Origin of the sequence: Finegoldia magna (genome assembly GCF_018371055.1) — a bacterium.
GTDB classification, from domain to species: Bacteria; Bacillota; Clostridia; order Tissierellales; family Peptoniphilaceae; genus Finegoldia; species Finegoldia magna_I.
In genome coordinates this window covers 1-12,768 of record NZ_JAGYZD010000026.1, presented here as the reverse complement: position 1 = coordinate 12,768, position 12,768 = coordinate 1, and the positions used below count along the sequence as shown (strand labels likewise).

Sequence of the window (12,768 nt, the reverse complement as noted above, 5' to 3'; positions counted from 1 at the left end):
ACATTTATCAGAAGGAATTGAAGATAGAAAAAACATTCAAACAATGAAAAAAGTTGGACTGTCAAACAAAATGATAAAAAAGACATCATCACAACAAATATATTGGATGTTCTTCTTACCGCTTTTTGTGGCAGTTATTCACTCTGCTGTTGCATCAAAAATGTTGTATCAATTATCGGGATTGTTCGGGGTAAGAAGTATATCTGAATTTGCGATTCCATTTGCAATATCAGTAGCTATAATAATTGTGGTGTATTTCATAATATTTAAAATAACAAGTAACGTCTACTATGATTTGGTAAGCGAAGAAGAATAAACTGGAGGAAACTCCGGTTTTTTCGTTGTGTGTTTTAAAAAATAATGATTTCGTGATAAAATAGGAATATCAATTAAGAGGGGTTTTTAAATGAAAGTAGTTAGAACTGAGGATGCGGTAGGTCATATTTTACCGCACGATATGACTAGAATTGTAAAGGACGTGGTTAAGGAAAGAGCTTTTAAAAAAGGTCACGTTATTACAGAAGAAGATATTCCTGTTCTATTAAGTATGGGCAAGGAACATATTTATGTTATGGAATTGGAAGATGATGATTTACACGAGAATGATTGTGCAATTATTTTGAAAGATATTTGTATTAATGAACATATGCATTCATCTGATATAAAAGAAGGCAAGATAGAAATAATTTCTGATGTGGATGGATTTTTGAAAGTCGACAGAGATAGGTTATTCAAGTTAAATTCAATTGATGACATATCCATTGCAACTGTTCTTGGCAATCAACCAGTAAGAAAAGGACAAAAAATTGCTGGAATGAGAATTATCCCGCTTTTCACAAAAGAAAAAATAATGGACGAAGCGAAGAAAATAATGAATGGTGTTCCTATTTTGGAAATCATTCCATTTGATAAGACAAAAAAATGTTCAATCATTACAACTGGATCTGAAGTGTACAAAGGTCTTATCAAAGATCAATTTGGACCTGTGTTAAAACAAAAAATGAAGGATTACAATTGTGAAGTAATAAATCACGTCATAGTCGACGATAATAGTGAAAATATTACACGAGAAATCAACAAAGCATTAGAAAACAAATCTGATATAATTTTGGTTTCAGGTGGAATGAGCGTCGATCCAGATGATATGACACCAAAAGCTATAAAAGATTCCAAGGCAGAAGTGATAACTTACGGTTCGCCTGTACTTCCAGGTGCGATGTTCATGCTAGCTTACAAAAACAATACTGCAATTATGGGACTTCCAGGTTGTGTGATGTTTAACAAATCTACAGTTTTCGACATTATTTTGCCTTATATTTTTGCAAATATTAAAGTTACAAAAGATATGATTAATAGTTTGGGTTATGGTGGATTTTGTATGCAATGTTCAGAGTGTCACTTCCCAAATTGTGAGTATGGTAAAGGGTTATGATTGGAAAAGTAATAAACGAGAAAAAAATATATTTATCGGCAGCAATTCTTGTAGGTTCGTTGATTTTTGGGGTTTTCATTAGAAAACAATCGGGTCTTTCATTCGAACCGAAAATAATGAATTTTGCACAAAATCTTACAGATAATTTTACTTTTTATATTTTCAAATCATTCACAATACTTGGAAATTTCAGCACGTATTTTTTGATATTAGCTATTAGCTTATATTATTCAAAACGTATTGGCAAGAATTCATTTTTTTCAATAACATTAATGTCTTGTTTAATTGGCCTTGTAGTTATGAATGTGTACAAATATAGTTTTGTGAGAGTAAGGCCGTTAGATTTTTTCAAAATAGAACAAGGTGGTTACAGTTATGTTAGCGGTCATAGTTTGGTAAGTACAAGCTTTTATTTTACTTTGAGTTATTTGTTATGCAGTTTGAAAAATTACAAATTCATTTATTTGAGAATAATTCCATTTGTAATTGCTTTTAGTAGGTTGGTTGTGGGAGTGCATTGGCCAACAGATGTGTTTTTTGGAATGTTAGTAGGATATGTGTGTTATCTAGCTACGATTTTTGTAGCAGAAAAATATATAATAAAATCAAATAAAAATCTTGATGAACTATAAATTTATTTTTATGGTTCATTTTTTATTGGAAGTTTCCTACTATACATTTGAACTTGGTTGGTATAAAATTTAATATGAAGTATTAAAGGAAGGATTAAAAATGAATAAATACGATTGGTTTGTAATAATAAGTAGCATTGTTCTGTTATCGATTACTTTTTTTCTTGGATTTGTTGTATTAAAAGACAACGAAACAAATTTGGATAGAAGATTAAAGGAACATTTTACTAAAATGGGACATAATTCCCTTATTGCGATGATGGCAAAAATTACGAAGTTTGGAAATGTTGAAACACTTATGATTATAAGCATTCCAATAGTTTTTTTCACTGTAAGTCAGCATAACTATGTATCAGCATCAGCTATAATTATGAGCGTTATGCTAAGTGTTATAGCGGTTCACACTTTAAAATTTATATTTAGAAGAAAAAGACCAAAAGTTACAACCGGTATCAATTATATGGGATATTCTTTTCCAAGTGGACATTCATGTGTTAGTATGAGCTTTTATTTGACGATTGCTTATGTGCTAAGTTATGGATATAAATTTTTCTTCGTGACGATGTTGATTGCCATTGTGTTTGCGTTTATGATTGCCATTTCCAGAATTATTTTGGGAGTACATTGGTTTACGGATGTCGTAATAGGTAGTTTTATTGGGCTAATATGTGCATATTGGTCTATATATATGTTCAAAATGAATTATTATTTTACATTTATTTTTGGTTAGGAGTGAAATTATGAGTACAATTGAAAAATTAAGAAAAGACAAAATGTTAGCTATGAAGAACAAGGATAAAGTTAAATCCGGAGTTATTTCTTTGATTATGAGCAACATTTTATTGGAACAAAAAGAAAAGAAAAGAGATTTGACAGACGAAGAACAATTAGCTTTTGTTAAAAAAGAATTGAAACAAACAATGGATACATTGGAACAAACTCCACAAGATAGAGTTGAAGCGATTGAAGAAACAAAACAAAAAATAGAAATTATTAAATCATATCTTCCAGAACAGTTATCTGAAGATAAATTAAAAGAAATTATAGAAAAATTCATGGAAGAAAACTCCCTTGAAAAATCAAATAAGTCGAGAGGACAAATAATGAAATACGTCATGGGAGAATACGGAAAATTCACTGACGGTAAGACAGTTAATAAAGTAGTTGAAGAGATTATAGGTGCGTAGTGGATAAGAATACTGTATTAAATTATTTTAGAGATTTCTCTAAAATAAATAGATGCTCAAAGCATGAAGAAAAAATCTCAGATTATTTGGAAAACTTTGCTCATAATAACAATTTAGAGTGCAAAAGGGATAAATTCAACAATATCTACATTAAAAGAGAATCAGACAAAAGTTTGGAAGACAAACCAGGAATAATTCTACAAGCACACATGGATATGGTTTGTGTTTCTGATGAAGATTATGATTTTAACGATGGAATCAAAATCATGGAAAAAGATGGCTTCATGTTTGCTGACAAGACAAGCCTTGGGGCAGACAATGGAATTGGACTTGCCATAGCTATGGCTACTTTGACATCCAATTACAAACTTCCCCAAATAGAGGCTGTGGTGACTACAAGTGAAGAAGTCGATATGAGTGGTGCGATGAATTTCGATTTTGATTTGTCTGGAAAATATTTCATTAACATAGATTCAGAAGATGAAAATGAATTGATTGTAGGTAGCAGTGGTGGGGAAAATGTCAATGTTGAAATAAACAAAAACTACGGTTCAGAAAGCTTGTCCAATTTTTACAAAATTTCTGTAAAAGGGCTTAAAGGTGGACACTCTGGAATGGAAATTGATAAGAACCACAAAAATGCAATCAAGGTTGTGTTTAAATTCTTGGAATCATTAGATGATTATTATATCTGTGATTTCAAAGCTGGATCAAAGGACAACGCTATTCCTACAAATGCAGAAATAATCATATCTACAGATGAATCCACTGACTCTCTTAACAAAAAATCAGAAGAATTTATATCTAAGGTTGATTTGGAAGACTTTGATAAGGATTTGAGGCTTTTAATTGAGGATGTTAGTCCCCAAAAATGCTTAGATAAAAATACAACAGAAAATTTATCTGGTTTAATTGGAGAATTAAACTCTGGTGTGATTTCTTACATTGAAGGACTTGATGAAACAGTCGAAACATCTTGTAACTTGGCGATTGTAAATTCTTTGGACGATAAATTCGAAATCATATTATCTACACGATCTTCAAATCATGACAAATTAGTAGCGCTACGAGAAGATATAGTTTCAAAAGCGGAAAAACACAATGCAACTGCCTTCGATTACAATTATTATCCTACTTGGGAATTCAATGAAAAATCAGAGTTGATGGAAGTTGCAAAGAAAGCTTTCTCAAAAGTAAACGACAAAGAAGTAGATGTTAAAGTAATCCACGCTGGACTTGAATGTGGAGTGTTTGCAGAAAAATATAAAAAAATTGACTGCATTTCAATTGGACCTACAATGCACGATGTACACACAACAAAAGAAAGATTAGATATTGAATCTTTAGAGAGATTTATTAAATTCTACAATGAAATTTTGAATATGTTGACTAATTAGTTACGCTGTATTATAATAGTATTACAGAAATACAATTAGGAGGTCGTATGAAAAATAATAAAAAGTTTGCAATTATTTTAGCCATAATTGTTTTAGCCTGTGTTGGAGGATTGGTCTTTAAATTAGTTAAAGCTAGTCAGAAAAACGAAACCAAGTATAGCTTGTATACGGTATCTGCAGGAAGTGATTTGGTGTTCAATGCAATATCAAAAACTGGCGATGCACAACAAGTTTATAACAATCAAGCTTATGGTGAGATTGAAAAAGTTCATGTAAAAACTGGTCAATCTGTTAAAAAAGGAGATTCACTGATTACTTTTGTGAACAAGGAAGTTGAAAAACAAATTGATCATATGCAATTGCAATTAGAACAAGCAAAAAGTCAAGCAAATTATGCACTTGAGGATCGAAATAGTGCATACAAATCTTACAATAAATTAGTAGAAAAATATAACGAAACTTTTTCTCCAGAATTGGAAATGCAAATTGATCAAATGGAACCGACACTTAACCAATCAAATAGAGCTTACAAACAAGCACTTGACCAAGTAGAGTTGCAAAAGAAACAACTTAATGATTTAAAAGAAAGTTCGACAAAAACAATCAATGCAACTATATCTGGAGTTTGTAAAGTTAATGAAAAAAACATCGATAATCCGATGAGTCAAGGAGCATTGGTTGAAGTTACTAGCGATGAAAATATTATTGAAGGAAATATTTCTGAATACGACTACAATAAATTAAAAGAAAATGATGAGGTTGAAGTAATTCCTATTAACGGGGACGAAAAAACAAAAGGAACTGTAGTAGAGATTTCTAATACTCCAGAAAGTCAAGCTGGATCATTTGAAGCTAATCAAATGCAAAACATGACAGAACAATCTGGAAGTAATTCTTCAAATTTTGTATTTAAAATAAAAACACAAAAACCTATACACATTGGATTCAACGTTCAAGTAAGAAAAAAATCAGATAAGATTGAACTTGCAAAAGACATGGTAAAAGAAGAAGATTCTAAATACTATGTGTTTGAATACAAGGATTCAAAAGCTGTGAAAAAAGAAGTTCAACTAGAAAAAAATACTAATTCTTATACTGTGATTTCTGGATTGAAATCTGGTGACAAAATTATTTCTAAAGTAAAAGATTTGAAAGATAATCAAGAAATAAAGGTTGAAGATTAGTTATGATAGATTTAATTAAAATCAATAAGTTTTACAATTCAGGAGAAAACAAGCTTCACGTTCTAAAAGATGTTAGCCTTAACATTAATAGTGGTGATTTTGTCGCAATAATGGGTGAGTCTGGTTCTGGAAAGTCTACGTTGATAAATATCCTTGGATTTTTGGATAAAAAATTTACAGGACTATATAAGTTTGAAAATGTTGAGGTAGGTAAATTTACAGATAATAAATTGTCCGATCTTCGCAACAAATCCGTGGGATTTATCTTCCAACAATTTCAACTTATCCAAAATTACACCATAGCTGAAAATGTAGAACTACCTTTATTGTATCAAGGTAAATCCTATAAATACGCAAGAGAAAAAGCATTGGAAGCTTTGGATTTGGTAGGAATTAAAACTCAAGCAGACAAAAGACCGAAACAGCTTTCAGGTGGACAACAACAAAGAGCAGCTATAGCACGTGCCATTGTTCACAATCCGAAATTTATTATAGCAGATGAGCCAACAGGTGCGCTTGATTCAGAAACAAGCAAGGAAATAATGGCGCTTTTTAATGAATTGAATCAAAAACTCAAAATCACGATAATAATGGTTACTCACGATAAAAATATTACACATAATTGCAACCGAAAATATTTTATGTTAGATGGTGTTTTAAAAGAGAGGGATAGTTATGAAGTTTAATATTTTATTAAATACTGCCTTCAAAGATATCATCAAAAATAAAAAGCGATCTTTACTTACTATGCTTGGAATTATTATAGGGATTGCAGCAGTAATAACTATTATCGCAATTGGTAGAGGTTTCCAAGATTACGTTGTTGATAGTTTAATGGGTGGAGAAGGAAAGGAACTTAGTGTTGCGTTTTATTTCCAGCCTGAAAATCCAACAAATTCAGTGGGAAGCAATACATCCGTCTTCACAGAGAAAAATATTCGAGATATTTCGCAAATGACAGATGTCGTAAAAGTTGAATCCGATCCAGAACAATTTCAAAATAATCTTTTAAATGTTTCGATACGAAAAAATGATGGAAAATTAGAAAGTGGATTTGCAAAACCCGTTGAAAAGACTGATACCAAAATTATAAAAGGCAGGGCAATATCAAAATTAGATGGAGATACTAATCAAAAAGTTGCTGTGATTACTAAAAAATTGGCAGATGAAGTTTTTGAAAATGAAGACCCAATTAATAAAACAATTTTAGTAAAGAATGATTATTATGTCATAGTTGGAGTTAAAGAAAATAATGCAGCAGCAAATTTATTCGCATTTAATAATGATGTGGAATTGCCAAAAGGCACATTAGAATCTCGACAACCTAAAAACAATAATTCAATTTCTATGATAAATGTTATTCTAAAAAATGGTACTAAGGTTCAAGATAAAGCAAAAGAAATTAAGGAATATCTTGATAAAAATGGTCCGATGAAAGCAGCGGGTTCTTATAGTTTTGTAGATATAGCACAACAAATAGAAGGAATAAGCAACGTGTTGGGTTCAATTACGATTTTCATATCTCTTATCGCAGCGATTTCTCTTCTAATTGCAGGAATAGGCATGATGAATATGATGTATATTTCAGTTGCAGAAAGAATTAAAGAAATAGGAATAAGAAGAGCTATTGGGGCAAAGAAAAAAGAAATTTTATATCAATTCATGTTTGAAGGAATTATTGTAACTGTGATAGGTGGGATTATTGGATATGTTATAGGAATGATTGCAGCATTTATTGCATCGAAATTCTTGCCGTTCCCGATCAAACTAGAACTAATGCCAGTTCTAATATCTCTTGGAATATCTTTGGGAATAGGAATTGTTTTTACTTATTCGCCTGCAAATGCAGCGGCAAATAAAAACGTAATAGATATTATTTAACAGATAGAGAGCTTATTTTCAGTAATAGGCTCTTTTTATTTGATTTTTAACGTGAAATCCTTTATATTTTTATTGGGTGATAAAATGATATTAATGATAGATAATTACGATTCGTTCACATATAACATTGTTTCTTATTTGAGAATTTTAAAAGAAGAAGTTTTAGTGAAGAAGAATGACGAAATAAATTTGAATGAAGTCAAACGTTTAGATCCTGAAATCATTGTGATTTCTCCAGGACCTAAAACACCAAAGGAGTCTAAGATTTCTCTTGAAATATTCGAACAATTAAAAGGAGAATATCCAATACTTGGAATTTGTTTGGGACATCAAGCTTTGGCATATTCAATTGGACTAGATATTATCAAAGGACCACGACCAATGCATGGTAAAATGACAGAGATAACTCATGATTCAAAAGGAATATTTGCTGATATTCCAAATCCTGTTAAAGTGATGAGATATCATTCGCTTATTGTCGATGATAGTAAATTTGAAAATGAAAAATATCAGGATTTAGTTATAACATCAAAAACAGATGATGGACTAATTATGGGATTTAGAGATTCTAGGAATAAAATTGAAACTGTGCAATTTCATCCAGAAAGCGTGGGGACTGATTTTGGATTGAAAATGATTGAGAATTTCTTGAAGGAGGTAAGAAATGATTCATTCTAAAAAAATAAAATCAGATTTAACTATTTTAGATATTTTATACAATATCAAAGACAAGAATTTACCTTTTTTATTAGATAGCGCAAAGGGAAGTTACAATCAAGGAAACAAATCATATATTGGATTTAATCCGGAGATTGTTTTAAAATCGAAGGATAACAATGTTGAAATCGGTGGACTTGTGAATAAAAAAGTTTGTGATAATCCACTTAATCAACTTAAATTGCTGATGGATGATTATTTTGTAGAAGACGATAATCAATTTATTGGTGGAGCAGTTGGACTTTTATCTTATGATTTTACAAGTGTTAATTGTAACGTGGTTTTAAATTCTGAGAAAAATACTGATGTTTATGATGCGTATTTTGGTATTTATTTTAAAATAATAGAATTTGACAATAATACTAAAGAATACACGATTTATTACTTGAACGATACTGATATCACAGAGCTAGAAGAAGTTTTTGTAAAACAAGAATTTATAGAGAAAGAATACACTACCTCAGATATTATCAGAACAGTTAAGAAAGAAGAGTATGCAAAAAGTTTTGACGAAATTAAAACGATGATTGAAAATGGCGATGTGTACGAAGTTAACTTGACGCAACAATTCATCGTGGATACTACGAAGGATAAGTTTGATATTTACAAGAAACTTCGCGAGGTTAATAAGGCTGATTTTATGGTTTATATGGATTTTGGAGAGTATTGCGTTTTATCTTCATCTCCTGAAAGATTTTTTGACTGTCAAAATGGACTTGTTCAAGCTAGACCTATTAAAGGGACTATTCGAAGATCTGACGATAAAGATGAAGATGAGAAATTGAAAAACAAATTACTTAATAGCGACAAAGATATTTCAGAATTGTTGATGATAGTTGATTTGATGAGAAATGATTTGGGAATGAGTTGTGAAGCTGAGACGATAAAAGCAATTAGCAATTATTCATTGGAAACTTACGAAAATGTTCATCATTTGGTAGCTACAATTGTTGGAAAATTAAGAAAAGATGAAAATGTGTTTAACTTAATAAAAAATATTTTTCCAGGTGGTTCAATCACTGGAGCTCCTAAGCTTGCATCAATAGAAGCTATTGACAAGGTTGAAAAATACAACAGAAATATTTACACAGGATCTATCGGATATATTTCTTTTAATCAAAATTGCGATTTCAATATTTTAATAAGAAGTATTTTGAAGGTTGAAGATAGATGTTATTTTTCTGGTGGTGGGGCGATTACTTGGGATTCAGAAATGAATAGCGAATACGATGAAACAATCCAAAAATCTAAAAAAGTTTACGAGGCTTTAAGATGAATGATGGAATAAAATACGGTAAGGGACTTTTTGAGACTATTAAAGTTGTCGGCTCAAATCCAATTTATTTAGAAGATCATATTAAAAGATTAGAAAATTCAATGGAATTTCTGGGAATAAACACTAATAATTTAAGGGAAAATATTTACGAAAACATAAAAAATATAGACTTAAATGTTGATTGTTTAAGAATTATGGTATTGGATAATGAAGGTGATTATGATTTAGTTATTACTACAAGAAACACTGATTATTCTGATTCTAAGTACACTGAAGGACTTAGATTAAAAATTCTAAAACAGTTGAGGGACAAACATAATCCTTTAATTTATCATAAAACGAACAATTACTTGCTCAATGATTACTTACACAAAAAAGTCCTTGAAGAAGGCTTTGATGAGGGGATTTTTTTAAATCAAGATGGAAATATTACTGAAGGGACTTATACGAATATTTTTTTCATCAAACAAAACACTATAATAACGCCTCGTGTAAATGATGGAATGTTACCAGGAATATTTCGTCAAAAACTTATGGAATTTTTGAAAATAAATAGTTATAATATAATTGAAAAGTCGTTTAATTTAAATGATTTAAAAACTATGGATTGTGCGTTTGTTACGAATTCTTTGATGGAAATGAGATTTGTTAAGCAAATTAGTGATGTTACTTTTTCAAAAACCAAACTTTTCAGTGAAATATCAGAAAAAATAATGAATGGGAGATAACAAACAATTCTAGAAAATTATCGGAGGAGTTTATGAATCAAGAGCAAATAAATAATATGAAATTAGAGAATCAACTTTGTTTTCCACTATACGCTGTATCAAGACTGGTAACCAATACATATACTCAATTTTTAAAACCGTTTGGTTTAACTTATACACAATACATAGTTTTTTTAGTTCTATGGGAAAAAGACGGCATTACTGTTGGACAACTATGTGAAAAATTATATTTGGATAATGGAACTATTACTCCAATCATAAAAAAGATGCAAACACAAGGATATCTGGAAAGAAAACGAAGTTCGCATGATGATAGAATTGTAATTATCAATCTTACTGATAAAGGAAAAGAATTGCAAGAAAAAGTAAAAAATGTTCCAAAACTAATGAGTGAATGTGTTGAATTATCTGATGATAAAAAAATGCAATTGTATAAATTATTGAAAGAGTTTTTAAAAAACAAATGTGATAAAAAATAGGAGATTAATATGAAAAAATTATATGAATTTATTGTTAAAGATATGGATGGAAATGAAGTAAGTTTAGAAAAATATAAAGGCAAGGTTTTGTTGATAGTTAATACTGCTACTGGATGTGGCTTTACACCTCATTACGATCCTTTAGAACAAATGTATGAGGAATATAAGGACCAGGGGTTTGAAATATTGGACTTTCCTTGCAATCAATTTGCAAACCAAGCTCCCGAAAGCAATGGAGAAATTCATGATTTTTGTACAATGAAGTTTGGAACAGAATTTCCTCAATTTGACAAAATTGATGTTAATGGTGAAAACGCAGAACCATTATTTGTATTTTTAGCTACTGAAAAACCATTCGAAGGTTTTGGAAAAGGTATAAAAAATATGGCACTTAATAAATTTACTCAGTTAAATAACAAAAAATTTGGTGAAAAAGCTTATATAAAATGGAATTTTACAAAGTTTTTGATTGATAGAGAAGGAAATGTACTAGAAAGATTTGAGCCGACAGTTGATATGGACATTGTAAAACAAAAAGTTCAAAAAGTTTTATATGTTTTTTAATATGAAAGAAAAACAATATATAATGGATAGCCAGTCCGAGCGTGAAAAAATAATCATTAAAACTAGCTTTTTGGGAATTATTACTAATGTTTTTTTGGCTATTTTTAAAGTGATATTAGGGTTAATTACAAACTCCATAGCGGTAATTTTAGATGCAATTAATAATTTTTCGGATGCTCTATCATCAGTTGTTACAATAGTTGGCGCAAAACTTGCCTCAAAAGCTCCAGATAAAAAACATCCGATGGGTTATGGAAGAATTGAATATTTGAGTTCGATGGTTGTGTCGGCTATTGTTTTATATGCAGGTATAACTTCATTTGTTGAGTCAGTTAAGAAAATTTTTAATCCTCAAATAGCACAATACAGTACAGTTTCAATCTTTATAATAGGAGTGGCTGTAGTAGTCAAATTTATTTTAGGTAAATATGTAAAAAAACAAGGTAAAAAGGTAAACTCAGGAGCTCTTATAGCTTCTGGAGCTGATTCTATTTTCGATTCTATTTTATCAACATCTGTTTTCATATCGGCGATAATTTATACTATTTGGAATATATCTCTCGAAGCTTATGTTGGTGTTTTGCTTTCTGCTTTTATTATAAAAGCCGGAATTGAAATGATGACTGAAACAATTGGCAATATTATCGGACAAAGACAAGATGCAGAAATTTCTAAAAGAATAAAAGAGATTATAAATGAAGAAAAACAAGTAATTGGAGCATATGATTTAGTACTTTTTAATTATGGACCGAACAAATACTATGCAACAGTGCATTTGGAACTTCCAGATAATATGACTGTTGATGAAGTGGATCAGCTCACTAGAAAGTTACAGCTTAAAGTATATAATCAAATGGAAATCATACTCATTGGCGTTGGAGTTTATTCATTTAATACAAAAGATGATGAGGCTGCAAGGATAAGAAATGATGTACAAAAATTAATTTTATCACACGATTGGGCATTGCAAATACATGGATTTTATGTTGACATTGAAGAAAAAAACATGAGATTTGACGTGATAGTTAGTTTTGATAAAGATTTTAGCGAAGCTATAGAAATAATAACAGATGAAGTACAACAAAGATATCCGGAATATAAAATAATGATGGTTCCTGACATTGACTTTACAGATATTTAAACAAAAAACGATAATACATTTAATTGTCTAAAAGACAAAATGTATTATCGTTTTTTTAATTGATGACTTTAGTCAGTTGAGTTCGCTTGCGAACGAAACAATAAACTACCCGCTATGCGGGTAGGCGTTCTTAGGTTATACCAAAAAAAT

At 30.3% G+C, this 12,768-nt stretch carries 15 protein-coding genes; all 15 read left to right on the top strand.

From position 1 onward, the window contains the following. Positions 1 to 316, top strand: a 316-nt coding sequence (locus KHW44_RS02300) for an FtsX-like permease family protein (RefSeq protein ID WP_369680509.1), incomplete at its 5' end; no start/stop codon positions are given. A gap of 90 nt (positions 317 to 406) precedes the next feature. Further along, positions 407 to 1,432, top strand: coding sequence for a molybdopterin-binding protein (locus KHW44_RS02295; RefSeq protein ID WP_294685122.1), 1,026 nt, complete (start codon positions 407 to 409; stop codon positions 1,430 to 1,432). Further along, positions 1,429 to 2,064, top strand: coding sequence for a phosphatase PAP2 family protein (locus KHW44_RS02290; protein ID WP_094223606.1), 636 nt, complete (start codon positions 1,429 to 1,431; stop codon positions 2,062 to 2,064). The genes KHW44_RS02295 and KHW44_RS02290 overlap by 4 nt, the downstream gene beginning before the upstream one ends. Before the next feature lie 100 nt (positions 2,065 to 2,164). After that, on the top strand, positions 2,165 to 2,794 hold the full coding sequence (locus KHW44_RS02285; protein ID WP_094208821.1) for a phosphatase PAP2 family protein: 630 nt from the start codon (positions 2,165 to 2,167) through the stop codon (positions 2,792 to 2,794). A gap of 10 nt (positions 2,795 to 2,804) precedes the next feature. Beyond that, entirely contained in the window at positions 2,805 to 3,251 is a 447-nt protein-coding gene (locus KHW44_RS02280) for a GatB/YqeY domain-containing protein (RefSeq protein ID WP_094205937.1), read from the top strand. Next, complete coding sequence (pepD, locus tag KHW44_RS02275; RefSeq protein ID WP_294685120.1) at positions 3,251 to 4,648, top strand: beta-Ala-His dipeptidase; 1,398 nt, start codon at positions 3,251 to 3,253, stop codon at positions 4,646 to 4,648. Before KHW44_RS02280 ends, pepD begins: the two co-directional genes overlap by 1 nt. A 47-nt stretch (positions 4,649 to 4,695) precedes the next feature. Then, on the top strand, positions 4,696 to 5,832 hold the full coding sequence (locus KHW44_RS02270) for an ABC transporter ATP-binding protein (protein ID WP_304065419.1): 1,137 nt from the start codon (positions 4,696 to 4,698) through the stop codon (positions 5,830 to 5,832). Between the two features lie 2 nt (positions 5,833 to 5,834). After that, positions 5,835 to 6,518 carry an ABC transporter ATP-binding protein gene (locus KHW44_RS02265; RefSeq protein WP_094205934.1) on the top strand — a complete coding sequence of 228 codons (684 nt, stop codon included), beginning with the start codon at positions 5,835 to 5,837 and terminating at the stop codon, positions 6,516 to 6,518. Further along, complete coding sequence (locus tag KHW44_RS02260) at positions 6,508 to 7,713, top strand: ABC transporter permease (RefSeq protein ID WP_294685118.1); 1,206 nt, start codon at positions 6,508 to 6,510, stop codon at positions 7,711 to 7,713. The genes KHW44_RS02265 and KHW44_RS02260 overlap by 11 nt, the downstream gene beginning before the upstream one ends. Positions 7,714 to 7,797: 84 nt before the next feature. Then, positions 7,798 to 8,391 carry an aminodeoxychorismate/anthranilate synthase component II gene (locus tag KHW44_RS02255; RefSeq protein ID WP_294685117.1) on the top strand — a complete coding sequence of 198 codons (594 nt, stop codon included), beginning with the start codon at positions 7,798 to 7,800 and terminating at the stop codon, positions 8,389 to 8,391. Further along, complete coding sequence (locus KHW44_RS02250) at positions 8,378 to 9,706, top strand: anthranilate synthase component I family protein (RefSeq protein WP_294685115.1); 1,329 nt, start codon at positions 8,378 to 8,380, stop codon at positions 9,704 to 9,706. The genes KHW44_RS02255 and KHW44_RS02250 overlap by 14 nt, the downstream gene beginning before the upstream one ends. Beyond that, the gene (locus tag KHW44_RS02245; protein WP_294685114.1) at positions 9,703 to 10,434 is read left to right on the top strand and encodes an aminotransferase class IV; all 732 of its coding nucleotides are present in this window, start codon (positions 9,703 to 9,705) and stop codon (positions 10,432 to 10,434) included. The genes KHW44_RS02250 and KHW44_RS02245 overlap by 4 nt, the downstream gene beginning before the upstream one ends. Positions 10,435 to 10,466: 32 nt before the next feature. Beyond that, positions 10,467 to 10,913 (top strand): MarR family winged helix-turn-helix transcriptional regulator, encoded by a 447-nt coding sequence (locus KHW44_RS02240; RefSeq protein WP_294685113.1) that lies wholly within the window; start codon positions 10,467 to 10,469, stop codon positions 10,911 to 10,913. A gap of 9 nt (positions 10,914 to 10,922) precedes the next feature. Then, complete coding sequence (locus KHW44_RS02235) at positions 10,923 to 11,477, top strand: glutathione peroxidase (RefSeq protein ID WP_294685112.1); 555 nt, start codon at positions 10,923 to 10,925, stop codon at positions 11,475 to 11,477. Continuing rightward, positions 11,467 to 12,618 carry a cation diffusion facilitator family transporter gene (locus tag KHW44_RS02230; RefSeq protein ID WP_294685111.1) on the top strand — a complete coding sequence of 384 codons (1,152 nt, stop codon included), beginning with the start codon at positions 11,467 to 11,469 and terminating at the stop codon, positions 12,616 to 12,618. Before KHW44_RS02235 ends, KHW44_RS02230 begins: the two co-directional genes overlap by 11 nt. Positions 12,619 to 12,768 lie beyond the last annotated feature (150 nt).